Consider the following 23,255-nt stretch of genomic DNA (forward strand, 5'->3'; position numbering starts at 1 on the left):
CTCGGCCGCCACGTCCGGATGCCCCGGTCCCAGGAGGCCACGCGGGCCGGGCGGGCCCGGGCGGCGGTCAGCCCGCGTCCGGCATGTCACTCCCCGCGCGGGGCCCCTCCGGCTGGTCCTGGTCCGGGCGGGGCTGCGGGAGGACCGGCTGCAGGACCAGCGTTCGCTCGACGAGGCGCAGGAACATCGCCACGTCGCGTATCAGGTCGTCGGCGTCCCGGCCGGTGGCCGCGCCCTCGATGCCGGCCTCGGCCCGGGCGCGGCGCCGGGCACCGGCGGCGAAAAGGGCGCTCCACTCGGTCAGCTCGGGTGCGATCTCGGGGAGCACTTCCCAGGCGCTCCGGATCTTGGCCCGGGCCCGGGGCGAGGTCTCCGGGCGTCCGCGGGCGGCGAGCACTGCGGCGGCGGTGCGCAGGGCGGCGAGGTGGGCCGTCGCGTAGCGCTCGTTCGGTGTTTCCAGAGTGGTGGCCTCGTCGAGGCTCGCGCGCGCCTGGGCGAGGAGGTCGAGGGCGGCGGGCGGGGCCGTGGCCCGGCGGAGCACGGGGTGCACGTCGCTCGCCGGGCCGGTCAGTGAGGGGGCAGGGCCGGTGGCGCGGCGCCGGCGGGCGGCTGCTGCGTGATAGCTGGCCATGACGAACCTCCTGTCGTCAGTTGACGGCACGTCACGTCACGGAGTGCCGTATGTGACCCATCGTGAGGTATGGCACTGACAATCCGTTCTGACCTGCCGTTTTGCTTCGCTCGCAGGTTCGGAGTAGTTTTTGCACTGACCAGTCAGTTCAAATTCAGGGGAAGCGCGTGGGGGAACAGACAGGAGGGGTGCGGATCGTCACCGACGGCCTCGGGATCAAGGGGCCACGGGGGTGGGCGGTCCGCGGGATCTCCGTCGACGCGGAGCCGGGGGCGCTCGTCGCGGTGGTGGGCCCGTCCGGGACGGGCCGGACGTGCCTGCTGCTCGCGCTGACGGGCCGGATGAAGGTCTCGCAGGGCACGGCCGTCGTGGGCGACGCGAGGCTGCCCAAGCAGATGGCGGCCGTGCGCGGCATCAGTGCGCTGGCGCACGTCCCGGGGGTCACCGACCTCGACCCGGCGCTGACCGTGGGCGAGCACCTGCACGAGCGGGCACTGCTCCAGCAGCGGTTCGGCGCCTCGCTGCGCGCACTGCTGCGGCCCCGCGGCGAGCGGGCGGCCGAGGCCCGGCGGCGCGTGGACGCCGCGCTCGAAGCCGCCGGGCTCGACCTGGAGGCCCTGCCCAAGGGACCGCGCACGGCGGTACGGGACCTGGAGCGCCTGGAGGCGCTGCGGCTGTCGATCGCCCTCGCCCTGGTCGGCGAGCCGCGGCTGCTCGGCGTCGACGACGCCGACCTCAAGCTGTCGGACGGTGAGCGCGAGGAGGTCCAGGCACTGCTCAGGTCCCTGGCCGACGCCGGGACGACGGTCGTGGCGGTGTGCAGCGAGGCCCCCGAGGGCGCCGTGAGGATCTCCACCGCGCAGAGCGCCGAAGAGCGGGCAGCCGAAGCCGACGAGACCCGCCAGGCGGGCGACACCGAACAGGCAGACCGGGCAGGCCCGTCCGACCACGCGGACCACGCAGACCACGAGGACGCGGCGGACCGGGCGGACGAGGCCGACGAGGCCGGTCAGGGAGAGGAGAAGGCCGATGCGGTCGCCGAAACTCGCCGCGCTTGAGCTGCGCCGCTTCGGGCGGGGGAAGCTGCCGCGCGCCGCGCTGGTCGCACTGCTGGTGCTGCCGCTGCTGTACGGCGCGCTGTACCTGTGGTCGTTCTGGGACCCGTACGGCCGTCTGGACAAGATCCCGGTGGCGCTGGTGAACGACGACAAGGGAGCGACCGCCGACGGCAAGAAGATCACGGCGGGTGACGACATCACGAAGGGCCTGCGCGACAGCAAGACCTTCGACTGGCGGGAGGTGAGCGCCGCCGAGGCCCGCAGGGGCGTCGAGGACGGCAGCTACTACCTGTCGCTCACGCTGCCCGCCGACTTCAGCGAGCGGATCGCCTCCAGCTCGGGGAACACCCCGGAGACCGGCGCCCTCCAGGTGCGCACGAACGACGCGAACAACTACATCGTCGGGCAGATCTCCCGGACGGTCTTCAGCGAGGTGCGGCAGGCGGCGTCCACGAAGACGTCCCGGTCCTTCCTGGACAAGATCTTCGTGTCGTTCTCCGACATCCACGGCAAGACCGTGAAGGCGGCCAAGGGGGCCGACCGGCTCAACGGCGGCATCGACAAGGCCGAGAAGGGCTCCAAGGACCTCGCCGACGGCCTGAAGGACGCCAAGGGCGGCAGCGGCAGGCTGGCCACCGGCCTGAAGAAGCTCCACACCGGCGCGGGCGACCTGGAGGACGGTTCGAAGCAGGTCGCGGAGGGCACGCAGAAGCTCGCCGACCGGGTCAACGGCACCGCCGACAAGGTCGGCCCGTTCCTCAAGGGCAACGAGAAGACCATCGGTGACACCGCCCAGTTGGTCGCCGACTCCTCCAAGGTGATCCGCAAGCACCTGGACACCCTGGTGAAGACGGCCCCGACCGCCGCCAAGGGTGCCCGCGCGGCATCCGGCACGCTGAACGACGTCTACGCCCGGCGCTGCGACGATCCGGTCCTGCCGGACGCGGCCTGCTCCGACCTGAAGACGGCCAAGGACGCGGCCGCCGACGTGACCATCATCGCGGACGACCTCAACACGCTGATCGCGGACCAGGACGGCGACCTGGACAAGCTCGACAAGAACCTGGCCACCCTGCAGAAGCAGTCCCAGGCGCTCGCGAACCGGGCACCGCACCTCTCCGAGGACCTCACCGACGCCGTCAAGAAGATCAACGCGCTGAACGACGGTGCGGCCGAGGTCGCCGCCGGTGCGAAGAAGCTGCACAAGGGGATCGGCACGGCCAAGACCGGTGCGGTCGGCCTGGACAAGGGCCTCGGCAAGCTGAAGACGGGCGCGGACGACCTCAACGGCGGGATCTACAAGCTCGTCGACGGCTCCGGGAAGCTCGCCGGCGGCCTGCACGACGGGGCGGAGAAGATCCCCGACTACGACGAGCAGGACCGCGACCGGCGCACCGAGGTCATGGCCGACCCCGTGCGGCTCGCCTCCCATGACCTGCACAAGGCACCCAACTACGGCACCGGCTTCGCCCCGTACTTCATCCCGCTCTCCCTGTGGGTGGGTGCGATGGTGGCGTACATGCTGATCGCGCCCATGAACCGGCGGGCGCTCGCCGCGGGTGCGCCGGCGTGGCGGGTCGCGCTGGCGGGCTGGCTGCCGGTGGTGGCGATCGGGGTGCTGCAGACGGTGGCGCTGATGTCGGTGCTGCACTGGGCGGTCGGCCTGCAGATGGCCCGAGCGGCCGGGACGGTGGGCTTCCTGTTCCTGGTGACGGCGTGCTTCGCGGCGATCGTGCAGTGGCTGAACGCGCGCTTCGGGGCGGCGGGCCGGATCCTCGTCCTCGCGCTGCTGATGCTCCAGCTGACCTCGGCGGGCGGTACGTACCCCGTCCAGACCAGTCCGGGGTTCTTCAACGCCCTCCACCCGTTCCTTCCGATGAGCTACGTCGTCGAGGCGCTCAGGCGGCTCATCACCGGCGGTGGACTCGAACCGGTGGGACACGCGTGCGTGGTGCTGACGGCGTTCACCGCGGGCGCCCTCGCGCTGACCGCCGTGGCGGCCCGTCGGCGCCAGGTGTGGACGCTGGACCGGCTGCACCCGGAGCTGAGCCTGTGAGCCCCACCGTCGCTTCCACCGGGAGGGTTCCTGTGACAATCGGGGCCATGGAAAGCAGCAGTGCCGCGTCGGGCGGCAGCACGCGCCGCGAGGCCACCCGGCAGAAGCTCTATGAGGCGGCCGTCACGCTCATCGCCGAGCAGGGGTTCTCCGCCACGACCGTGGACGAGATCGCCGAGCGTGCCGGGGTCGCGAAGGGCACGGTCTATTACAACTTCGCGAGCAAGTCCGTCCTCTTCGAGGAGCTGCTGCGGCACGGAGTGGGTCTGCTGACCGCCTCCTTGCGGGAGGCGGCCGAGCGGACCGCGGCCGAGGGCGGCAGCAAAGTCGACGCCCTGGACGCGATGATCCGCGCGGGGCTGGTCTTCATCGACCGCTACCCGGCCTTCACGCAGCTGTACGTGGCCGAGCTGTGGCGCACCAACCGGACCTGGCAGTCCACGCTGATGGTGGTCCGGCAGCAGGCCGTCGCCGTCGTGGAGGACGTGCTGCGCGACGGTGTGGCGGGCGGGGAGTTCAGCGAGGAGATCGACATCTCGCTGACGGCGTCCGCGCTGGTCGGCATGGTGCTCGTGGCCGCCCTGGACTGGAAGTCGTTCCAGGCGGAACGCTCCCTGGACGATGTCCACGCAGCGCTGTCCCGGCTCCTCCAGGGGCGGGTCAGCGGCTGCCGCTGAGCGAACCGCTCCGCACACGTGAAGGCGCCGGTCCGGTGTGGCCGCGTCCCCCGCGGGCCACCTCGAACCGGCGCCTTCCCCACTCCCCCGTTTTTCCTTCTCCTGCTCCCCCGTGCGTCCCCCGGCAGGACCCCCATCCGGTCGTCCCCCGGTTTTCCCCGGTTGCCCGGTTCTCCCCCGTGTCTCGCTCCCGCCGACGCCGTCGGCGGAAGGAGCGGATCGCGGGCCGGCTCCGTTCCGGCGCCCCGTGTCGCCGGTGCCGGAGCCGTGCCCCTCTCCGTGCCTCCACTCTCTCGTCAGCGCAGGTCGGCCCCCATCCGCGCGCATACTCAACTCCCCGGCTAGGTATACGTACTCAGTGCTGCGCACGGAGCCCCACGCCGCCCGTCGCCGCCTGGTCACCACGACGTCCGCGCCCGTACTCGGCAGGCCGCGGGCCGGGGCTGTCGGTGGGGGCCGATAAAGTCGCCGGCATGGCACGGATTGCGGTGATCGGCGCCGGGATGGGCGCGCTGGCGGCTGCCGCCCGGCTGGCCGTCGCGGGCCACCGGGTGGCGGTGTACGAACGGACGGACACCTACGGCGGAGCTGTGCGCCGCTTCGAGCGTGAGGGGTTCTCCTTCGACACGGGCCCCGCCCTGCTGCCGCTGCCCGCCGTGTACCGCGACCTGTTCGTGAAGACCGGCAAGGAACCGCTGGAGTCCTGCGTCGAGCTGGTCCAGGTCGACCCGTCGGCCCGGCACGTGTTCGCGGACGGCACCGAGGTGTCGCTGCCGAACGCCTCGCGCGCGGGTGTCGTCGCCGCCCTGGACGAGGGGCTCGGCGCGGGCGCCGGGAAGCGCTGGGGCGACTTCCTGGTCCGGGCCCGCGAGGCCTGGGACCGGACCCGCAGGCCGCTGCTGGAGGAGCCGCTGTGGCCGAACTGGCAGGTGCTGGCCGAGCGCGAGCCCTACCCGTCGGTGCCCCACAAGCGGCTGCTGCGCACTCGCCGGGCCGGGACCCTCGCCGAGATCGGCGCCTGGGAGCTGCGCGACCCCCGGCTGACGGCCCTCCTGGAGAGTCATGCCCTCGGTCACGGCCTGGACCCCAGGGTCACCCCGGCGAGCGCGGCCGTACTGCCGTACATGGAGCACGCCTTCGGCACCTGGTACGTGCGCGGCGGGCTGCGCGAGCTGGCGCGGGCCGTCCATGAGCGGTGTCTCGCCCGCAAGGTCGAGTTCAACTTCGGCGCCGATGTCACCGGCGTGCTGGAGAAGGACGGCCGGGCGTCAGGGGTGGAGCTCGCGGACGGGTCGGTGGCGGAGGCGGACTTCGTGGTCGCCGGGGTCGCGCCCGGCGCACTGGCCCGGATGACGGCGGGCACCGTCGTACGGGGGGACGGCGAGGTGCCGCCGCAGCCGGCCGCGGCCTCCCGGCTGACGGTCCTGCTGGCCCTGCGCGGCGCCCGCCCAGAGGGCACGGCGCACCGCACCGTGGTGCACGCCGAGGACCGCGAGGCGGAGTTGGAGGCCCTGTTCGGCACGGCGGCCGGGACCTCCCGTCCCACGGTGACGGTCCTGCGGCCCGACGACCCGGGCCCGGCCCCGGCGGACCACGAGGCGGTCACCCTCACCACGGTGGTGCCCGCGCGTCCCGGCCGGCCCCACGACGACCTCGCCGACCACATGATCACCGCCGCCGAACGTGCCGTCCCCGGTCTGCGCGACCGTCTCCTCTGGCACGAGGTGAGCACCCCGGACGACATCGCGGACGCGACGGGCGCGGAGGGTGGAGCGGTCCCCGTGCCGGCCCTCGCGGCGGGCGGCGGGCGGCTGCTGCATCCGGCCAACGGCACGCGGGTGCCGGGTCTGTTCGCCGTGGGCGGCTGGGCTCACCCCGGCGGCGGGCTGCCGCACGCGGGGATGTCGGGCGCGCTGGTGGCGGGGCTGATCGTGGAGGGGCCGGAGTTCCGCGGCTCGCAGTGAGCACTCCGCCGCCGCGGAGCCAGGTCAGTCCTCAGAAACGGTACTGCTCGTCGAAGCCGTTGCCCTGCGGCTGCTGCCCGCCCCCGTGGTAGGGGTACGGCTGCTGCTCGGGCGGCAGTTCCTGCCCGTACTCGTCGGTGTTGCGCTGCTGCGGGACCCACACCCCGCCGGGCGGGCTCTCGCCGCCGTAGGTGCCGGCGTACTGCTCCTGGCCGTACATCTGCTGGCCGTAGTACTGCTGGTCGCCGTAGGTGCCGTCGTACGAGCCCTGGCCGTAGGTCGACGAGCCGATGTACGGGTCGGAGTAGGCGGCGTACTGCTGCTGACCGGTGGCGTCGTAGCCCTGCTGCTGGCCGTAGCCGGAGTAGTCGTAGGCGTAGCCCTGGTCGGCGGCCTGGGCGGCGTACTGATCGTGGGACTGCTGTCCGCCGGCCTGGTACCCGGTGTCGTAGACACCGTACGAACCGCTGTCCTCGGGCATGGGCTGGGGCTCGTAGACGGCGGTGGTCTCGGCGGACGTCGGCTGCGCCGGGCGGGCGGGGGTGAAGACGTCGTCCCCGTCGTAGTCGTCGTCCCGGCCGTGGGGAGCGGGGTCGCGGCGGTAGGCGGCCGCCCCGTCGTCGTAGCCGTCCTCGGCCTCGAGCCCGGACACCTCCAGGGTCGGCTCCTGGCGGCCGCGCTCACCGCGGCGGCGCTTGCTGCCGCCCAGCGCGGGCGCGTTCATCGCCCAGCCGGCCGCGAAGCCGCTGCGGAACGACAGGGTGACGTAGGTCTGCCCGACCGCGAAGGCGGCCGCGCCCAGTCCGATCACGACGACCGACGGGATCAGGACACCGACGACGACGCCGAGGAACCCGGCGAAGGCCAGCAGGCGCCAGCGCAGCCGCGCCTTGTACTGCAGCAGCACCTCGCCCAGCAGCCACAGCGCGACGATGCCGAACGCGATGTAGAGGACCGCCCAGCCCATGTACGCCCCTCTCACAGTGGCCGCTACGCAGTGTGTCGTATACCGGTGCGAACGGTCTAGGCCTGCGATGAGTGGTGCAGGCCCAGGTTCTCGTAGATCTCCAGTGTCGCGGTGGAGTTGTTGAGCGTGATGAAGTGCAAGCCGGGCACGCCCTCGTCGAGCAGCCGCGCACAGAACTCCGTGGCGAATTCGATCCCAATGGAGCGTACAGCGGCCGGATCGTCTTTTGCTGTGAGGATCCGCTCTTTCAGGGCAGCCGGGAACGCGGCGTTGGTGAGGGAACCGATCCGTTCCAGCGTCTTCACGCTCGCGATCGGCATGACCTCGGGAATGATCGGGGTGTCGCAGCCGGCGGCCGAGACCCGGTCGCGCAGCCGGAGGTAGTCCTCGGGCTGGAAGAACATCTGCGTGATGGCGTAGTCCGCGCCCGCCCGGCACTTGTCGACGAAGTGGCGGACGTCGGTGTCCCAGTCGCGGGAGCGCGGGTGCATCGCCGGGAAGGCGGCGACGCCCACGCAGAAGTCGCCGGAGGCCTTGATCAGTTCGACGAGTTCGGCGGCGTAGGCGAGGCCCCGCGGATGCGGCACCCACTCGCCCATCGGGTCGCCTGGCGGGTCACCGCGCAGGGCGAGCATGTTGCGGATCCCGGCGTCGGCGTACTGGCCGATGATGTTGCGCAGGTCGGCCACCGAGTGGTCGACCGCGGTGAGGTGGGCGATCGGGGTGAGGGTGGTGTCGGAGGCGATCGCCTCGGTCGCCTTGACCGTGCCCGCGCGGGTGGAACCGCCCGCGCCGTAGGTCACGGAGACGAAGTCGGGCGCCACCGCCTCGACCCGGCGCAGCGCGTTCCACAGGTTCCGCTCGCCCTTCGGGGTCTTGGGGGCGTAGAACTCGAACGAGTACGTCGTCTTGCCGGCTGCGAGCATGTCGCGGACGGTGCGCGCGTGGTCCGACCTGATGGATGCGGTGCCGAGGGCCATACCGGCAGGTTAGCCAGGGGCCGTCGGTCCCCCAACCGCAGGCCGACTTTTGCCGGGATTGTCCGCTTGTTGTCCATCCCTTGGACAAACCGCCGTAACTACGCCTCCCGCAGCCGTTGGGCGAACTCGGCCGCCGCGGCCCCCGGGTCGTCGGCCTCGGTGATCGCCCGTACGACGACGACGCGCCGGGCTCCGGCCTGCAGGACCTGGTCGAGGTTGGAGAGGTCGATGCCGCCGATGGCGAACCAGGGGCGGTCGGTGCCGAGGCCGGCCGTGTACCGGACGAGTTCCAGGCCGGGTGCGTGACGGCCGGGCTTGGTCGGCGTCGGCCAGCACGGGCCGGTGCAGAAGTAGTCCACGCCCTGCTGGACGGCGGCCTCGGCGGCCTCGGACTCGGCGTGAGTGGAGCGGCCGATCAGGACATCGTCGCCGAGGAGGGCACGGGCCGAGGGAACGGGGAGGTCGCCCTGGCCGAGGTGCAGCACGTCGGAGCCGGCGGCGTGGGCGACGTCCGCACGGTCGTTGACCGCCAGGAGCTTGCCGTGCCGGGCGCAGGCCTCGGCGAGGACGGCCAGGTGCTCCAGTTCCTCACCGGCCTCCATGCCCTTGTCCCGCAGCTGCACGATGTCGACCCCGCCGGCCAGCACGGCGTCGAGGAACTCCGGCAGGTCGCCCTGCCGCTTGCGCGCGTCGGTGCAGAGGTAGACCCGGGCGTCGGCGAGCTGGGCCCGTGCGGTGGCGGCGGTGCCGGTCATACGTGTCCCCCTGGGTGTCGTGGCGTACGGGTGTCCGCGTGGGCGTCGTGCGGCGCGGGAATACCCCGGTCCGGCCGCGAGCGCCCCGGGCACCTTACGCCTGCCCCCGGCCCGGCCCCGATGCACCGGTTCCGCCCGGGACGGTCCGCAGCCCGGGCGCGGGCCACCGCCCTGCACGGATCCGCCGGTCCGCCCGGAACGGCCCGCAACCCGGACGCGCGGGCCACCGCCCTGCACGGATCCGCCGCTCGGCCGGAAGGGTCCGCAGCCCGGCCGCGGGTCACCGCCCCGGAGGTCCGGAGCCCGCACGGGCACGAGGCGCCCCCGGGCCGTGGCCCCACGGGCCACGGCCCCACGTCGGGCGGTTGTTCAGGTCCGGCCCCGCGCGTGCGGAGCCGGACGGTTGTCCGGTCGCGGCCGGGTCAGACCGCGAGCGCCTGGGCGCGGCGCTTCACCTCCGTGCCGCGATTCTCGCTGAGCGCCTGCGCGGGGGTGCCAGGCAGGCTGGGGTCCGGTGTGAAGAGCCACTCCAGCATCTCTTCGTCCGTGAAGCCGTCGTCCCGCAGCAGCGTCAGGGTCCCGGACAGGCCCTTGACGACCTTGTCCCCGTCGATGAAGTCGGCGGGGACGTGCAGTGCGCGGTTCTCACCTCGGCGTACGGCGATGAGCTGGCCGTCCTTGACCAGCTGCCGCACACGCGTCACCTCGACGCCGAGCTGTTCGGCGATGTCGGGGAGGGTGAGCCAGGCGGGGACGAGAGCATCGATCTTTGCGTCAATCTCGGTCACGGAAACCAGCCTGCCATTTGCCACTGACAGTCGGAAGCCGGGCGGTCCACCTGGGCGGACGCGCCGGTCCCCGCGGCACCGCACCGCGGCCCTCCCCCGGGCGGGGCCGCCTACGCCGCCGCCGCCTTCATGGGCCTGGCCGGATCCGCCAGCAGCACCGGATTCATCGGGGTGCCCGACTCGATCAGACGGCGGCCCTGCGCCAGGTCCCGGGGCCGGCCCACCGCCAGCAGCGCGACCAGCCGCTCGCCCCGCAGCCAGCAGACCGTCCAGGCCGGACCGGAGGGGTCACCTCGCCACAGGGTCGTGTCCGCGGCCGCGTGGTGCCCCGCGTACTGGACGAACCGCCCGAACTGCTCGGACCAGAAGTACGGCACCGGGTCGTACACCGCCGACGGCTCCCCGGTGGCCCCGCCGACGATGTTCACGGCGACCGTGCGCGGCCCCTGGAGCGCGTTGTCCCAGTGGTGGATCAGCAGGCGCTCGCCGTAGCGCCCGGAGGGGAAGGAGGCGCAGTCGCCGACCGCGTACACGTCCGGCACGGCCGTGCGCAGGTGCTCGTCGGCCACGATCTCGCCGTGGGTGCCCAGCGCGATCCCGGAGCCGGCCAGCCAGGCCGTCGCGGGGCGGGCGCCGATGCCGACGACGACCGCGCCCGCGGGCAGCCGCGAGCCGTCGTCGAGGACGACGACACCGGGCTCGGCGCGCTCCACGCGCGCGTGCGTCCGCAGGACCGCGCCCGCGTCGGCGTACCAGCCGGCCATGGGGGCGGCGACCTCGGCGGGCAGCGCCCCGGCGAGCGGGCGTTCCGCGGCTTCCACCACGGTCACCGCGCAACCCGCCTCGCGGGCGGCCGTGGCGAACTCCGCACCGATCCAGCCCGCGCCGACGACCACGATGTCGTGCCGGCGGGCCAGCACGGGCCGCAGCCGCTCGGCGTCGTCCAGGGTGCGCAGCAGATGCACGCCCGGCACGCCCTCGGTGCCGGCCAGCCGGACGGGTTCCGCGCCCGTCGCGACGACCAGGACGTCGTACGGCACGGGCCCGTCCTCGGTGTCCAGCTCGTGGTCGGCGGGGCGCAGGCCCAGCACTTCGCAGCCGAGCCGCAGTTCGATGCCGAGGGCTTCGAAGTCGACGTCGAAGGCGGAGCCCTCGGACTTGCCGAGCAGGACGGCCTTGGACAACGGGGGCCGGTCGTAGGGCTGGTGGGGCTCGGCGCCGATCAGGATCACGTCACCGGTGAAGCCCCGTTCGCGCAGCGCGACGGCGGTCTGCACCCCGGCCATGCCCGCACCCGCCACGACGACGCGCCGCGGCGCGGACGACCCTGGATCCTGCGTCTGCTCGCTCACCTGATCACCATAGACACCTGACGTTCTGTCAGTCAGTGCTCATGCGCCGTGACCTGCTCCACAACGCTCGTGCCGTTGCCCCGCTGGGACTCCCATTCCCAGGTCTCCTCCAGCCGCACCCGCCCGTCGGGCAGCTCCACGACCGAGGAGACGCAGTGCCCGGAGGACGTGGTGCCGTCCTGCTTGAGCTGGACGTAGCGGAAGTCCAGCCGGTCACCTTTGCGGGTACCCACGAGGTGCCCGCGTACGACGTCGCCGCCGGTGTACTCGGCCCAGATCTCGCCCTGCCGCTCGTGGTAGGTGAACCGGGTGCGGGTGCCCACCTGGCCCGGGGCCTGGTCGGCGACCCGGGCGAGGACGAGACCGTCGAGGGATCGGGCCATGGGACGAGGCTCCCTTACTGCGGGACGGGGCATCGGGCTAGGGTGGCCAACGTAAAGCACTCGCGGGAGCCCGGACGCACCGGGCTGAGAGGGAGGCTGGCGGCCTCCGACCGTACGAACCTGATCCGGGTCATGCCGGCGAAGGGAGGGGCTGGACGCCCATGTCGCCTACGGCCACATCCACGTCCGTGTCGTCAGACGTCCTGGTCATCGGGGGCGGGATCATCGGCCTGGTCACGGCCTGGCGGGCCGCGCAACGCGGGTTCGCCACGGCCGTCGTGGACCCCGAGCCGGGCGGCGGAGCCGCACAGGTGGCCGCCGGGATGCTGGCCGCCGTCACGGAACTGCACTACGGCGAGCAGACCCTGCTCGGCCTGAACCTCGCCTCCGCCCGGCGCTACCCGGACTTCGCCGCCGAGCTCACCGAGCTGACCGGCCGGGACCTCGGCTACCGCCGCTGCGGCACGCTCGCCGTGGCGCTGGACGCCGACGACCGGGCCCACCTGCGCGAACTGCACGCCCTGCAGCAGCAGTCGGGGCTTCAGTCGCAGTGGCTGTCGGGGCGCGAGTGCCGGCGCCTGGAGCCGATGCTCGCGCCAGGGGTGCGCGGGGGGCTGCGGGTCGACGGCGATCACCAGATCGACCCCCGGCGGCTGGCCGGGGCGCTGGTCGCCGCGTGCGAGCGGACGGGCGTGGTCTTCCACCGGACGTGGGCGGAGCGGCTCGCCGTCGTCCGGGACCGGGCCGCGGGCGCCGTCCTGGCCGACGGAACGGAGGCGACGGCCGGGCAGGTGGTGCTCGCCGGGGGCAGCCTCAGCGGGCGGCTCGCGGGCGTCCCGCAGGACGTGCTGCCTCCCGTGCGGCCGGTGAAGGGGCAGGTCCTGCGGCTGACCATGCCGCAGCGGCACCAGCCGTTCCTGAGCCGGACCGTGCGCGCGGTCGTGCGCGGCAGCCACGTCTACCTGGTGCCGCGCGCGAGCGGCGAGCTCGTCGTCGGGGCCACCAGCGAGGAGCTGGGCTGGGACACCACCGTGACCGCGGGCGGCGTGTACGAGCTGCTGCGGGACGCGCACGAGCTGGTCCCGGGCATCACCGAGCTGCCGCTCACCGAGACCCGGGCCGGCCTTCGGCCCGGGTCCCCCGACAACGCGCCCCTGCTCGGCCCGACCGGTCTGGAGGGCCTGCTGCTGGCGACCGGGCACTACCGCAACGGCGTCCTGCTCACACCCGTGACCGGCGACGCCCTGGCCCACGTCCTGGCGACGGGCGAACTCCCCGAGGAGGCCCGCCCCTTCACCCCGGAGCGCTTCAGTCCCGCGACCGCACTCTCGGAGCAGCCCGCATGAACATCTCCGTCAACGGGGAGCCCCGGGACGTCCGGCCCGGCACGGCTCTCGACACCGTCGTGAGGTCGCTCACCGCCTCGCCCTCGGGCGTGGCCGCCGCCCTCAACGAAACGGTCGTCCCGCGCACCCAGTGGCCCTCCACGCCCCTTTCCGAGGGAGACCGCGTGGAAGTCCTCACCGCCGTCCAAGGAGGCTGACCATGGCCGACGATCCGTTCGTCCTCGGTGGTACGTCCTTCACGTCCCGTCTGATCATGGGCACCGGCGGGGCGCCCAGCCTCGATGTGCTGGAGCGGTCGCTGGCCGCGTCCGGGACCGAGCTGACGACGGTCGCGATGCGCCGGGTGAACGCCTCGGTGCACGGCTCGGTGCTGTCCGTCCTGGACAAGCTCGGCATCCGGGTGCTGCCCAACACGGCGGGCTGCTTCACCGCCGGCGAGGCCGTCCTCACGGCCCGCCTCGCGCGCGAGGCCCTCGGCACCGGCCTCGTCAAACTGGAGGTCATCGCCGACGAGCGCACGCTGCTGCCGGACCCGATCGAGACGCTGGAGGCGGCCGAGACCCTCGTCGACGACGGGTTCACGGTGCTGCCGTACACCAACGACGACCCGGTGCTGGCGCGGAAGCTGGAGGACGTGGGCTGCGCGGCGATCATGCCGCTCGGCTCCCCGATCGGCTCCGGGCTCGGCATCCGCAACCCGCACAACTTCCAGCTGATCGTGGAGCACGCGCGCGTGCCGGTGATCCTGGACGCGGGGGCCGGGACGGCTTCGGACGCGGCGCTGGCGATGGAGCTGGGCTGCGCGGGTGTGATGCTCGCCTCGGCGGTGACGCGGGCGCAGGAACCCGTGCTGATGGCCGACGCCATGCGGCACGCGGTGGAGGCGGGGCGGCTGGCGTACCGGGCGGGGCGGATCCCCCGGCGGCATTTCGCCGAGGCGTCGTCGCCGGCCGAGGGCATGGCCGTGCTGGATCCGGAGCGGCCCGCCTTCCGGTAGGGCCGGGGGCACGTCACAAGGCCCGGGAGACACGTCACAGGTCGGCTGCAGTCCCGCCCCGGAATCCGCCGGGGGGACGGGGCTGTCGGTCGTGGCTCGTACACTCGCCTGCGTGGACACGACCCTTCAGGACCCCTTGGTCGGGCAGGTGCTCGACGGCCGGTATCGCATCGACGCGCGGATCGCGGTCGGCGGGATGGCCACGGTCTACCGGGCCGTGGACACCCGGCTCGACCGGGTCCTCGCGCTCAAGGTGATGCACCCCTCGCTCGCGGTCGACGCCTCGTTCGTCGAGCGGTTCATCCGCGAGGCGAAGTCCGTGGCCCGGCTGGCCCATCCGAATGTGGTGCAGGTCTTCGACCAGGGCACCGACGGCTCGTACGTGTACCTGGCGATGGAGTACGTCGCGGGCTGCACCCTGCGGGACGTGCTGCGCGAGCGCGGGGCCCTGCAGCCGCGGGCCGCCCTGGACATCCTGGAGCCGGTGCTGGCCGCACTGGGCGCGGCGCACCGCGCCGGGTTCGTGCACCGCGACATGAAGCCCGAGAACGTCCTGATCGGGGACGACGGCCGGGTGAAGGTCGCCGACTTCGGGCTCGTCCGGGCCGTCGACACGGTGACGAACACCACCGGCACCGTGCTCGGCACGGTCTCGTACCTCGCCCCGGAGCAGATAGAGAACGGCACCGCCGATCCCCGCGTCGACGTGTACGCGTGCGGCGTGATGCTGTACGAGATGCTGACCGGCGACAAGCCGCACGACGGGGACTCCCCCGCCGTGATCCTCTACAAGCACCTGCACGAGGACGTGCCCCCGCCGTCGGCGACCGTGCCCGGTATGGCGTACGAGCTGGACGCGATGGTGGCCTCGGCGACGGCCCGCACCCCGGCCGTGCGCCCGCACGACGCGGTGGCGCTGCTCGCGCAGGTCCGGGACGGGCGCGCCCGGCTGGACGAGGACCAGCTGGACGCGGTGCCGCCCCAGGCGCTCGCGGTGGACCACGACAACGGCGACGACCGGACGACCGTGATCCCGCGCGCCCTGACGACGCCGCGCCCGCTGCCGGCCGACGGGGAGGACGACGCTTCCGGGCCCGCCCTCAACCGCACCAGCCGCTTCGCGTCCCCGCCGCCGCCCCCGCCGTCCCGGCGCCGCCCGGGCATCCGGCGCGGCCCGGCGGCGATCGTCGTCGCCGTCCTGCTCGTGCTCGGCCTCGGCGCCGGCGTCTGGTACATCAACTCCGGCCAGTTCACCAAGGTCCCGCCGCTGCTGGCGAAGACCCAGGACGAGGCCGAGGACCGGCTGCAGGACGCGGGTCTGGAGGTCGGCAAGGTCAGCCACGCCCACAGCGACACCGTCAAGCGCGGCACGATCATCAGCACCAACCCCGAGCCGGGCGCCCGGATCCGCGTCAACGATTCCGTGTCGTTCACCATCTCCGACGGTCCCGAGACCGTGCGCGTGCCCGCGCTGGCCGGCCAGAAGCTGGACAAGGCGCAGGACCAGCTGAGGGAGGGCGGGCTGGAGCCGGGCATGGTCACCCGGCGGTTCAGCGAAGACGTACCGCGCGGCTCGGTGGTCTCCGCGCGCCCGGCCGACGGCACGAAGGTGCGCGCGGGCACGGCCGTCGAGCTGGTCGTCAGCAAGGGCGCCCCCATCGACATCCCCGACGTCACCGGCTCCGACGAGGCCGACGCGCGGACCGAGCTGACGGAGGCCGGCCTCAAGGTGAAGATCGCCACCGAGCGGGTCAACTCCTCCGAGTACGACAAGGGCCAGGTGGTCCGGCAGACACCGGCGTCCGGCACCGCGGCCGAGGGCGACACGGTGACGCTGACGCTGTCGAAGGGTCCCGAGATGATCGAGGTCCCGGACGTGGTCGGTGACAGCGTCGACGACGCCAGGCAGGCGCTGGAGGGCGCCGGGTTCGAGGTCGACGAGGACCGCGGCCTGCTCGGCATCTTCGGCGACGAGGTCAAGAGCCAGTCCGTCGAGGGCGGTCAGACCGCGCCCAAGGGCTCCACGATCACCATCAAGATCAGGTGACGACGGCGGGCGGGAGCCCGTGGACGGGGCAGGGCCGGACGCATGACACCCTGAACGGGTGAACAGTCAGCTGTCCGGCCCCTCCCGCAACCCGGTGGGCGGCCACGTCCCCGTCGCCGGTGGGCTCCACTCCGTCGGTCTGTCGTACGCCCGTGATCTGGAGGCGGAGGCCGTCCAGGTCTTCGTCGCCAACCCGCGGGGCTGGGCCACACCGACCGGGAACCCGAAGCAGGACGAGGCGTTCCGCGCGGCGTGCGCGGACGGGTCGATCCCGGCGTACGTGCACGCCCCCTATCTGATCAACTTCGGTTCGCACACCGAGGCGACCGTGGAGCGGTCGGTGGAGTCGCTGCGGCACTCCCTGCGGCGCGGGCGGGAGATCGGGGCGCTGGGCGTGGTCGTGCACACCGGCAGCGCGACCGGCGGCCGGGAGCGGTCGGTGGCGCTGAAGCAGGTACGGGAGCACCTGCTGCCGCTGCTGGACGAGCTGACCCATGACGACGACCCGTTCCTGCTGCTGGAGTCGACGGCGGGCCAGGGCGCCTCGCTGTGCTCGCGGACGTGGGACTTCGGCCCGTACTTCGAGGCGCTGGACGCCCATCCGATGCTGGGCGTGTGCCTGGACACCTGCCACATCTACGCCGCCGGGCACGACCTGACCGGCCCGAGCGGTATGCACCAGACGCTGGACCTGCTGGTGGACACGGTCGGCGAGGGCCGGCTGAAGCTGATCCACGCCAACGACTCCAAGGACGTGGTGGGCGCGCACAAGGACCGGCACGAGAACATCGGCGTCGGCCACATCGGTGAGGACCCGTTCCGGGCGCTGATGACGCACCCCGCGACCGCGGGCGTGCCGCTGATCATCGAGACGCCGGGCGGTAAGCAGGGGCACGCGGCCGACGTGGAACGGCTGAAGAAGCTGCGCGACGGCTGACGCCTCAGAGGTCGGGGCCGTCCCCGGGCTCCTCCTGGTAGGAGTAGCGCTGTTCCCGCCAGGGGTCGCCGATGTTGTGGTAGCCGCGCTCCTCCCAGAAACCCCGCCGGTCGGCGGTCATGTACTCCACGCCGCGGACCCACTTCGGTCCTTTCCAGGCGTAGAGGTGAGGGACGATCAGGCGCAGCGGGAAGCCGTGCTCGGCGGTGAGCAGTTCGCCGTCCTTGTGGGTGGCGAACAGGACACGTTCGTCGGCGAAGTCGGACAGCCGGAGGTTGGAGCTGAATCCGTACTCGGCCCACACCATCACATGGGTGACATCGTCAGCGGGCGGTGCGAGGTCCAGCAGCGTGCGCGCGGGGATGCCGCCCCACTCGGCGCCCAGCATGCTGAACTTCGTGACGCAGTGCAGGTCGGCCACGACGGTGGTGTGCGGCAGGGCCGTGAACTCCTCGTGGCTCCAGCAGTGCTTGCCGCCGTCGGCGGTGGCGCCGAAGACGCGGAACTCCCAGCGCTCGGGCCGGAACTTGGGCACGGGCCCGTAGTGCGTGACCGGCCAGCCGCGTTGCAACCGCTGTCCCGGGGGCAGCTCCGGCTGCGTCGCTCCTGCTGGATCGCGCCCTTCTCCCGATTCGTGTTCCAGCGGCTGACCCATGACTCCATCCTGACAGACCCGGGGTGGTGCCCCTGACCGAGGCCATCCCAGAGCTGCACAAAATGGACTAAGCATGCCCTTACTTACTAAGTGAACACTTACTGGACGATCTTCTCCGCCAGTGGAATCATGCGGCGCAACCTGCCAGTTCCCCCCGCGCGGAAGGAGCCTCTGCGATGCAGGGCGACCCCGAGGTCCTCGAATTCCTCAACGAGCAGTTGACCGGCGAGCTGACGGCGATCAACCAGTACTGGCTGCACTACCGGATCCAGGACAACAACGGCTGGACCAAACTCGCCAAGTACACGCGTGAAGAATCCATCGACGAGATGAAGCACGCGGACAGGATCACCGAGCGCATCCTCATGCTGGACGGCCTGCCGAACTACCAGCGCCTCTTCCACGTACGTGTCGGCCAGACGGTCACCGAGATGTTCCAGGCGGACCGGCAGGTCGAGGTCGAGGCGATCGACCGGCTCAAGCGCGGGATCGAGGTGATGCGCACCAAGGGCGACATCACGTCCGCGAACCTCTTCGAGGACATCCTCGCGGACGAGGAGCACCACATCGACTACCTGGACACACAGCTGGACCTGATCGAGAAGCTCGGCGAGGCGCTGTACATCGCGCAGCAGATCGAGCAGCCGAGCTAGGTCGTGTCCGCAGAGTCCCGGCTGCCGTCAGGCGGCGTCGTCCAGTTCCGCGAGGACCGGCTCACCGCGGTCGGCCAGATCGCGGCGCGGGCAGGAACCCCTGCCGAGGATCGCCTGGATACGGCGCACACAGGAGCCGCAGTCCGTACCCGCCTTGCAGGCGGAGGCGATCTGGCGGGGAGTGCAGGCACCGCCGTCCGCGTGCTGCTTGACCTGCTGCTCGGTGATCCCGAAGCAACTGCAGACGTACACGCGGTTCACCTCCCGACGGGGTTGATCTGTGCTGCCGTCCCCGTTGATCGGTGAGGCTAACCTAACCTTACCCGTCGGGTCCGGAGCACAAAAGTGGAGCGGGGCGCGGATCGTGTGATCCGCGCCCCAGTCCTTGCCCCGGTAACAGGCGGACCCGTCACTGGCCCCTGTACATCACTGGTCCCTGTACATCTCGGCCACGAGGAACGCCAGGTCGAGCGACTGGCTGCGGTTGAGCCGGGGGTCGCAGGCCGTCTCGTAGCGCTGGTGCAGGTCGTCGACGAAGATCTCGTCGCCGCCGCCCACGCATTCCGTGACGTCGTCGCCGGTGAGCTCCACATGGATGCCGCCCGGGTGGGTGCCGAGGGCCTTGTGGACCTCGAAGAACCCCTTGACCTCGTCGAGCACGTCGTCGAAGCGGCGGGTCTTGTGCCCGGAGGCCGCCTCGAAGGTGTTGCCGTGCATCGGGTCCGTCACCCAGGCCACGGTCGCGCCCGAGGCGGTGACCTTCTCCACCAGCTCGGGGAGCTTGTCGCGGACCTTGTCGGCGCCCATGCGGACGATGAAGGTCAGCCGGCCCGGCTCACGCTCGGGGTCGAGGCGCTCGATGTACTGCAGCGCGTCCTCGGCCGTCGTCGTCGGACCCAGCTTGATGCCGATCGGGTTGCGGATCTTCGAGGCGAACTCGATGTGCGCGTGGTCCAGCTGCCGGGTGCGCTCACCGATCCACACCATGTGGCCGGAGACGTCGTACAGCTGCCCGGTGCGCGAGTCGACCCTGGTCAGCGCGGACTCGTAGTCGAGCAGCAGCGCCTCGTGCGAGGCGTAGAACTCGACCGTCTTGAACTCCTCCGGGTCGGTCCCGCAGGCGTGCATGAAGTTCAGCGCGTTGTCGATCTCGCGCGCCAGCTGCTCGTAGCGCTGCCCCGACGGGGACGACTTCACGAAGTCCTGGTTCCAGGCGTGCACCTGGCGCAGGTCGGCGTAGCCGCCGGTGGTGAAGGCGCGCACCAGGTTCAGCGTGGAGGCGGAGGCGTGGTACATCCGCTTCAGCCGCTCGGGGTCCGGGACGCGGGCCTCTTCGGTGAAGTCGAAGCCGTTGACGGAGTCACCGCGGTAGGTCGGCAGCGTCACGCCGTCGCGGGTCTCGGTCGGCTTGGAGCGCGGCTTGGAGTACTGGCCGGCGATGCGCCCGACCTTGACCACCGGCACGGACGCGGCGTACGTCAGCACGGCGCCCATCTGCAGCAGGGTCTTGAGCTTGTTGCGGATGTGGTCGGCGGACACCGCGTCGAAGGCCTCGGCGCAGTCGCCGCCCTGGAGGAGGAACGCCTCTCCCTTGGCGACGGCAGCCATCCGGGCGCGCAGCTGATCGCACTCGCCCGCGAAGACGAGCGGCGGATACGACTCGAGGTCCGCAACGACTGCGCGCAGAGCCTCGGGGTCGGGGTACTCGGGCTGCTGCGCCGCGGGCAGGTTTCGCCAGGTGTTGCCAGCACTCGCGCTGGTCTTAGCGTTCACGGTCACGCCACCAACACTACGGGGTCGTGTCGGGCGTCCTGACCCATGCCCAGCAAGTGAGACACCCCGAACACCCCTCGGACATGGGGTAGGGTGCGTCGCATGTTCGCGCATTCGACCCAGACCTGGTGGTGGACCGCTCATCCGGCGGCCCGCTGACTGCGCGTACTCAAGACTTCGCGAAGGCCGCCCGAGGGGCGGCCTTCGGTGTTTCCCGGGGTCCGTTCCTCTCCCACCGAGATGGAGTACGGACCCATGAACCTGCTCGGCCTGCCGGACGACTCCCGTCCGTTCGCCCTGCTGCGCCGCCGCACCCCGGGCCACGACCACGATGTGGTCGAGGTCCTGATCGGCCCGGTCGCCTCGTACGACCGGCTCGCCGACCTCCCCGACCGGAGCCTGGCGCTGGTGCCCTTCCGGCAGATCCGCGAGCGCGGCTTCGACGTCCGCGACGACGGCACGCCCCTGCTGGCACTCACACCCGAGGAGTCGTACGGCGTCCCGCTGGTTGACGCCCTGGCGCAGCTCCCGGCGCACGAGGTACGCGTCGAGGGCGGTGGTTTCGACGTCGCCGACGAGGAGTACGCGCAGATCGTCGGGCGCGTGCTGCGCGAGGAGATCGGGCAGGGCGCGGGTGCGAACTTCGTGATCCGCCGGACGTACGCGGGCGAGATCCCCGGCTTCGGCCGGGCCGACGCGCTGGCGCTGTTCCGGCGGCTGCTGGAGGGCGAGCGCGGGGCGTACTGGACGTTCGTCGTGCACACCGGGGACCGCACGCTGATCGGGGCCAGCCCCGAGGTGCACGTGCGGATGTCCGGCGGCACGGTCGTCATGAACCCGATCAGCGGCACCTACCGCTACCCCGCCGAGGGGCCGACGCCCGAGCACCTGCTGGACTTCCTCGCCGACGGCAAGGAGATCGAGGAGCTGTCGATGGTCGTCGACGAGGAGCTCAAGATGATGTGCACCGTCGGCGACATGGGCGGAGTGGTCGTCGGCCCCCGGCTGAAGGAGATGGCGCACCTCGCGCACACCGAGTACGAGCTGCGCGGCAGGTCGACCCTGGACGTGCGGGAGGTGCTGAAGGAGACCATGTTCGCGGCGACCGTCACCGGCTCGCCGGTGCAGAACGCCTGCCGGGTGATCGAACGGCACGAGAGCGGAGGGCGCGGGTACTACGCGGGGGCCCTGGCCCTGATCGGCCGGGACGCGGGCGGGCTCCAGACCCTGGACTCCCCCATCCTGATCCGCACCGCCGACGTCGACGCGGGCGGACGGCTGCGGGTGCCGGTCGGCGCGACGCTGGTGCGCGGCTCCGACCCGGCGAGCGAGGTGGCCGAGACCCACGCCAAGGCGGCGGGTGTGCTGGCGGCTCTGGGGGTGGGGCCGTCCCGGCCGCGTGCGGAGCGGACGCGGCCGCGCCTCGCCGACGACCCTCGGGTGCGGGCGGCGCTGGACGGACGCCGGGCCTCGCTCGCGCCCTTCTGGCTGCGGATGCAGGAGCGTTCGCCGGAACCGGCGGGACACGCCCTGGTCGTCGACGGCGAGGACACCTTCACGGCGATGCTCGCGCACCTGCTGCGAGCCGGCGGACTGGCGGTGAGCGTGCGGCGGTACGACGAGCCGGGGCTGCGGGAGGTGGTGCTCGGGCACGACGGTCCGGTGGTGCTGGGGCCCGGGCCCGGAGACCCGTCCGACCTGGCGGATCCGAAGATGCGGTTCCTGCGCTCCCTCACCACCGAGGTGATCAGGGGTGAACGGCAGGGCGTGCTGGGCGTCTGCCTGGGGCACGAGCTGATCGCGGCCGAGCTGGGGCTGGACATCGTGCGCAAGGACGTGCCGTACCAGGGGGCGCAGACGGAGATCGAGCTGTTCGGGCGGCGGGAGACCGTCGGGTTCTACAACAGCTTCGTGGCGCGCTGCGACGACGAGGCGGCGACCGAGCTGTCGGCGCACGGCGTCGAGGTCTCGCGCGCCGAGAACGGTGAGGTGCACGCGCTGCGCGGCCCGCGCTTCGCCGGGGTCCAGTTCCACCCGGAGTCGGTGCTGACGCTGAACGGGGCCGCGATCGTGCGGGAGCTGGTGCGGCAGCTGCGGGGGACGAACGCGCCGTCGGTGTAGTGCGGGTCGGCCGGGGTCGTACGGCCCCGGCCGGCAGCGGCTGCCCGGTGGTCAGCCGGAGAACTCAGCCGAAGAAGACCCCGACCTCCTCGTACAGCGCGGGGTCGACCGTCTTCAGCCGGGCGGTGGCGTCGGCGATGGGGACGCGGACGATGTCGGTGCCGCGCAGGGCGACCATCCGGCCGAAGTCGCGGTCGTGGACGCAGTCGATGGCGTGCAGGCCGAAGCGGGTGGCGAGCCAGCGGTCGAAGGCGCTGGGGGTGCCGCCGCGCTGGACGTGTCCCAGGACCGTGGTGCGGGCCTCGTTGCCCGTGCGCTTCTCGATCTCCTTGGCGAGCCACTCCCCGACCCCGGACAGCCGGACGTGCCCGAAGGAGTCCAGGGACTGGTCCTTGAGGACCATGTCTCCGTCCTTCGGCATCGCGCCCTCGGCGACGACCACGATCGGCGCGTACGACGCCCGGAAACGGGAGGTCACCCAGGCGCACACCTGCTCGACGTCGAAGCGCTGCTCGGGGATGAGGATGACGTTGGCGCCGCCGGCCAGGCCCGAGTGGAGGGCGATCCAGCCGGCGTGCCGGCCCATCACCTCGACGACCAGGACCCGCATGTGGGACTCGGCGGTGGTGTGCAGCCGGTCGATGGCCTCGGTGGCGATGCCGACGGCGGTGTCGAAGCCGAAGGTGTAGTCGGTGGCGGACAGGTCGTTGTCGATGGTCTTCGGCACGCCCACGCAGGGCACGCCGTGTTCGTCGGACAGGCGGGCGGCCACGCCCAGGGTGTCCTCGCCGCCGATGGCGATGAGCGCCTCCACCTCCAGCCCGGCCAGGGTCTCCCCGATGCGGCCAATGCCGTTTCGCGCCTTCAGCGGATTGGTCCGCGAGGAGCCGAGGATCGTGCCGCCGCGGGGCAGGATGCCGCGTACGGCGGGGATGTCGAGCCGGACGGTGTCGCCTTCCATGACTCCTCGCCAGCCGTCCCGGAAACCGGTGAATTCGTAGCCGTACTCCTGCACGCCCTTGCGGACGACGGCCCGGATGACGGCGTTGAGGCCGGGGCAGTCGCCGCCTCCGGTCAGTACTCCGACGCGCATGGAACAGTCCCTTCGGCACAGG

At 72.3% G+C, this 23,255-nt stretch carries 23 protein-coding genes and 1 riboswitch; of the genes, 12 read left to right on the forward strand and 11 right to left on the reverse strand.

From position 1 onward, the window contains the following. Positions 1-67: 67 nt before the first annotated feature. Positions 68-631, reverse strand: coding sequence for an SAV_6107 family HEPN domain-containing protein (locus AB0937_RS05615; protein ID WP_366709657.1), 564 nt, complete (start codon positions 629-631; stop codon positions 68-70). 167 nt (positions 632-798) lie between these two features. Between AB0937_RS05615 and AB0937_RS05620 the strand changes: the two genes are divergently transcribed. The 4 genes from AB0937_RS05620 (at position 799) to AB0937_RS05635 (ending at position 6,386) form a co-directional block, all read left to right on the forward strand. Then, positions 799-1,689, forward strand: a complete 891-nt coding sequence (locus AB0937_RS05620) for an ATP-binding cassette domain-containing protein (RefSeq protein WP_366709659.1) — start codon at positions 799-801, stop codon at positions 1,687-1,689. Further along, the gene (locus AB0937_RS05625; protein WP_366709660.1) at positions 1,661-3,745 is read left to right on the forward strand and encodes a YhgE/Pip domain-containing protein; all 2,085 of its coding nucleotides are present in this window, start codon (positions 1,661-1,663) and stop codon (positions 3,743-3,745) included. The genes AB0937_RS05620 and AB0937_RS05625 overlap by 29 nt, the downstream gene beginning before the upstream one ends. A gap of 47 nt (positions 3,746-3,792) precedes the next feature. Next, the gene (locus AB0937_RS05630; protein WP_366709661.1) at positions 3,793-4,422 is read left to right on the forward strand and encodes a TetR/AcrR family transcriptional regulator; all 630 of its coding nucleotides are present in this window, start codon (positions 3,793-3,795) and stop codon (positions 4,420-4,422) included. A 473-nt stretch (positions 4,423-4,895) separates the two neighbouring features. Then, positions 4,896-6,386, forward strand: coding sequence for an NAD(P)/FAD-dependent oxidoreductase (locus AB0937_RS05635; protein ID WP_366709663.1), 1,491 nt, complete (start codon positions 4,896-4,898; stop codon positions 6,384-6,386). A gap of 31 nt (positions 6,387-6,417) precedes the next feature. On the opposite strand, the gene AB0937_RS05640 is transcribed toward AB0937_RS05635, so the two are convergent. From AB0937_RS05640 to AB0937_RS05665, 6 genes are all read right to left on the reverse strand, one after another. Continuing rightward, positions 6,418-7,353 (reverse strand): hypothetical protein, encoded by a 936-nt coding sequence (locus AB0937_RS05640; RefSeq protein ID WP_366709664.1) that lies wholly within the window; start codon positions 7,351-7,353, stop codon positions 6,418-6,420. 56 nt (positions 7,354-7,409) lie between these two features. Next, the gene (gene metF / locus AB0937_RS05645) at positions 7,410-8,333 is read right to left on the reverse strand and encodes a methylenetetrahydrofolate reductase [NAD(P)H] (RefSeq protein ID WP_366709666.1); all 924 of its coding nucleotides are present in this window, start codon (positions 8,331-8,333) and stop codon (positions 7,410-7,412) included. A gap of 98 nt (positions 8,334-8,431) precedes the next feature. Continuing rightward, complete coding sequence (thiE, locus tag AB0937_RS05650; protein ID WP_366709668.1) at positions 8,432-9,088, reverse strand: thiamine phosphate synthase; 657 nt, start codon at positions 9,086-9,088, stop codon at positions 8,432-8,434. 422 nt (positions 9,089-9,510) lie between these two features. After that, positions 9,511-9,876: an Rv2175c family DNA-binding protein gene (locus AB0937_RS05655; protein ID WP_366709669.1), complete on the reverse strand. Its 366-nt coding sequence runs from the start codon at positions 9,874-9,876 to the stop codon at positions 9,511-9,513. A 110-nt stretch (positions 9,877-9,986) separates the two neighbouring features. Next, positions 9,987-11,228 carry an FAD-dependent oxidoreductase gene (locus tag AB0937_RS05660; RefSeq protein ID WP_366709670.1) on the reverse strand — a complete coding sequence of 414 codons (1,242 nt, stop codon included), beginning with the start codon at positions 11,226-11,228 and terminating at the stop codon, positions 9,987-9,989. A 32-nt stretch (positions 11,229-11,260) separates the two neighbouring features. Beyond that, entirely contained in the window at positions 11,261-11,611 is a 351-nt protein-coding gene (locus tag AB0937_RS05665) for a hypothetical protein (RefSeq protein WP_366709671.1), read from the reverse strand. A 52-nt stretch (positions 11,612-11,663) separates the two neighbouring features. Continuing rightward, positions 11,664-11,775, forward strand: a riboswitch (TPP riboswitch). Here AB0937_RS05665 and thiO point away from each other — a divergent pair. The 5 genes from thiO (at position 11,773) to AB0937_RS05690 (ending at position 16,938) form a co-directional block, all read left to right on the forward strand. Next, positions 11,773-12,957, forward strand: coding sequence for a glycine oxidase ThiO (gene thiO, locus AB0937_RS05670; RefSeq protein WP_366709672.1), 1,185 nt, complete (start codon positions 11,773-11,775; stop codon positions 12,955-12,957). (Overlaps the previous riboswitch by 3 nt.) Next, on the forward strand, positions 12,954-13,154 hold the full coding sequence (thiS, locus tag AB0937_RS05675) for a sulfur carrier protein ThiS (RefSeq protein ID WP_366709674.1): 201 nt from the start codon (positions 12,954-12,956) through the stop codon (positions 13,152-13,154). The genes thiO and thiS overlap by 4 nt, the downstream gene beginning before the upstream one ends. Before the next feature lie 2 nt (positions 13,155-13,156). Continuing rightward, positions 13,157-13,954 carry a thiazole synthase gene (locus AB0937_RS05680; protein WP_366709676.1) on the forward strand — a complete coding sequence of 266 codons (798 nt, stop codon included), beginning with the start codon at positions 13,157-13,159 and terminating at the stop codon, positions 13,952-13,954. A 112-nt stretch (positions 13,955-14,066) separates the two neighbouring features. Next, complete coding sequence (gene pknB, locus AB0937_RS05685; RefSeq protein WP_366709677.1) at positions 14,067-16,001, forward strand: Stk1 family PASTA domain-containing Ser/Thr kinase; 1,935 nt, start codon at positions 14,067-14,069, stop codon at positions 15,999-16,001. A gap of 58 nt (positions 16,002-16,059) precedes the next feature. Further along, positions 16,060-16,938, forward strand: a complete 879-nt coding sequence (locus tag AB0937_RS05690; protein ID WP_344457171.1) for a deoxyribonuclease IV — start codon at positions 16,060-16,062, stop codon at positions 16,936-16,938. 4 nt (positions 16,939-16,942) lie between these two features. Here the strand turns inward: AB0937_RS05690 and AB0937_RS05695 are convergent, their stop codons facing one another. Beyond that, the gene (locus tag AB0937_RS05695; protein WP_366709678.1) at positions 16,943-17,593 is read right to left on the reverse strand and encodes a sulfite oxidase-like oxidoreductase; all 651 of its coding nucleotides are present in this window, start codon (positions 17,591-17,593) and stop codon (positions 16,943-16,945) included. A gap of 176 nt (positions 17,594-17,769) precedes the next feature. Here AB0937_RS05695 and bfr point away from each other — a divergent pair, with 176 nt between their 5' ends. Then, positions 17,770-18,246 carry a bacterioferritin gene (gene bfr / locus AB0937_RS05700; RefSeq protein WP_366709680.1) on the forward strand — a complete coding sequence of 159 codons (477 nt, stop codon included), beginning with the start codon at positions 17,770-17,772 and terminating at the stop codon, positions 18,244-18,246. Positions 18,247-18,273: 27 nt separating this feature from the next. Here the strand turns inward: bfr and AB0937_RS05705 are convergent, their stop codons facing one another. Both AB0937_RS05705 and AB0937_RS05710 read right to left on the reverse strand, forming a co-directional pair. Next, positions 18,274-18,507, reverse strand: a complete 234-nt coding sequence (locus AB0937_RS05705; RefSeq protein WP_234750469.1) for a bacterioferritin-associated ferredoxin — start codon at positions 18,505-18,507, stop codon at positions 18,274-18,276. A gap of 165 nt (positions 18,508-18,672) precedes the next feature. After that, a complete protein-coding gene (locus AB0937_RS05710) occupies positions 18,673-20,025 on the reverse strand; it encodes a class II 3-deoxy-7-phosphoheptulonate synthase (protein ID WP_366709682.1) in 1,353 nt (450 codons plus the stop codon). 96 nt (positions 20,026-20,121) lie between these two features. Between AB0937_RS05710 and AB0937_RS05715 the strand changes: the two genes are divergently transcribed. Together AB0937_RS05715 and AB0937_RS05720 are read left to right on the forward strand one after the other, a co-directional pair. Next, on the forward strand, positions 20,122-20,178 hold the full coding sequence (locus tag AB0937_RS05715) for a trp operon leader peptide (RefSeq protein WP_078625594.1): 57 nt from the start codon (positions 20,122-20,124) through the stop codon (positions 20,176-20,178). A 96-nt stretch (positions 20,179-20,274) separates the two neighbouring features. Then, a complete protein-coding gene (locus AB0937_RS05720) occupies positions 20,275-22,140 on the forward strand; it encodes an anthranilate synthase family protein (protein ID WP_366709684.1) in 1,866 nt (621 codons plus the stop codon). Positions 22,141-22,204: 64 nt separating this feature from the next. Here AB0937_RS05720 and AB0937_RS05725 read toward each other — a convergent pair whose 3' ends face one another. Further along, positions 22,205-23,233, reverse strand: coding sequence for a 6-phosphofructokinase (locus AB0937_RS05725; protein WP_366709685.1), 1,029 nt, complete (start codon positions 23,231-23,233; stop codon positions 22,205-22,207). Positions 23,234-23,255: the final 22 nt, after the last annotated feature.

It is taken from the genome of Streptomyces sp. NPDC047880 (assembly GCF_040706515.1).
Lineage (GTDB): Bacteria > Actinomycetota > Actinomycetes > Streptomycetales > Streptomycetaceae > Streptomyces.

Excerpts from the sequence above, each read along its gene's own strand:
- AB0937_RS05615 (WP_366709657.1), bottom strand. The coding sequence starts at position 631 with ATGGCCAGCTATCACGCAGCAGCCGCCCGCCGGCGCCGCGCCACCGGC.
- AB0937_RS05625 (WP_366709660.1), top strand. The coding sequence starts at position 1,661 with ATGCGGTCGCCGAAACTCGCCGCGCTTGAGCTGCGCCGCTTCGGGCGG.
- AB0937_RS05630 (WP_366709661.1), top strand. The coding sequence starts at position 3,793 with ATGGAAAGCAGCAGTGCCGCGTCGGGCGGCAGCACGCGCCGCGAGGCC.
- AB0937_RS05635 (WP_366709663.1), top strand. The coding sequence starts at position 4,896 with ATGGCACGGATTGCGGTGATCGGCGCCGGGATGGGCGCGCTGGCGGCT.
- AB0937_RS05640 (WP_366709664.1), bottom strand. The coding sequence starts at position 7,353 with ATGGGCTGGGCGGTCCTCTACATCGCGTTCGGCATCGTCGCGCTGTGG.
- metF (WP_366709666.1), bottom strand. The coding sequence starts at position 8,333 with ATGGCCCTCGGCACCGCATCCATCAGGTCGGACCACGCGCGCACCGTC.
- thiE (WP_366709668.1), bottom strand. The coding sequence starts at position 9,088 with ATGACCGGCACCGCCGCCACCGCACGGGCCCAGCTCGCCGACGCCCGG.
- AB0937_RS05665 (WP_366709671.1), bottom strand. The coding sequence starts at position 11,611 with ATGGCCCGATCCCTCGACGGTCTCGTCCTCGCCCGGGTCGCCGACCAG.
- thiO (WP_366709672.1), top strand. The coding sequence starts at position 11,773 with ATGTCGCCTACGGCCACATCCACGTCCGTGTCGTCAGACGTCCTGGTC.
- thiS (WP_366709674.1), top strand. The coding sequence starts at position 12,954 with ATGAACATCTCCGTCAACGGGGAGCCCCGGGACGTCCGGCCCGGCACG.
- AB0937_RS05680 (WP_366709676.1), top strand. The coding sequence starts at position 13,157 with ATGGCCGACGATCCGTTCGTCCTCGGTGGTACGTCCTTCACGTCCCGT.
- AB0937_RS05695 (WP_366709678.1), bottom strand. The coding sequence starts at position 17,593 with ATGGGTCAGCCGCTGGAACACGAATCGGGAGAAGGGCGCGATCCAGCA.
- bfr (WP_366709680.1), top strand. The coding sequence starts at position 17,770 with ATGCAGGGCGACCCCGAGGTCCTCGAATTCCTCAACGAGCAGTTGACC.
- AB0937_RS05720 (WP_366709684.1), top strand. The coding sequence starts at position 20,275 with ATGAACCTGCTCGGCCTGCCGGACGACTCCCGTCCGTTCGCCCTGCTG.
- AB0937_RS05725 (WP_366709685.1), bottom strand. The coding sequence starts at position 23,233 with ATGCGCGTCGGAGTACTGACCGGAGGCGGCGACTGCCCCGGCCTCAAC.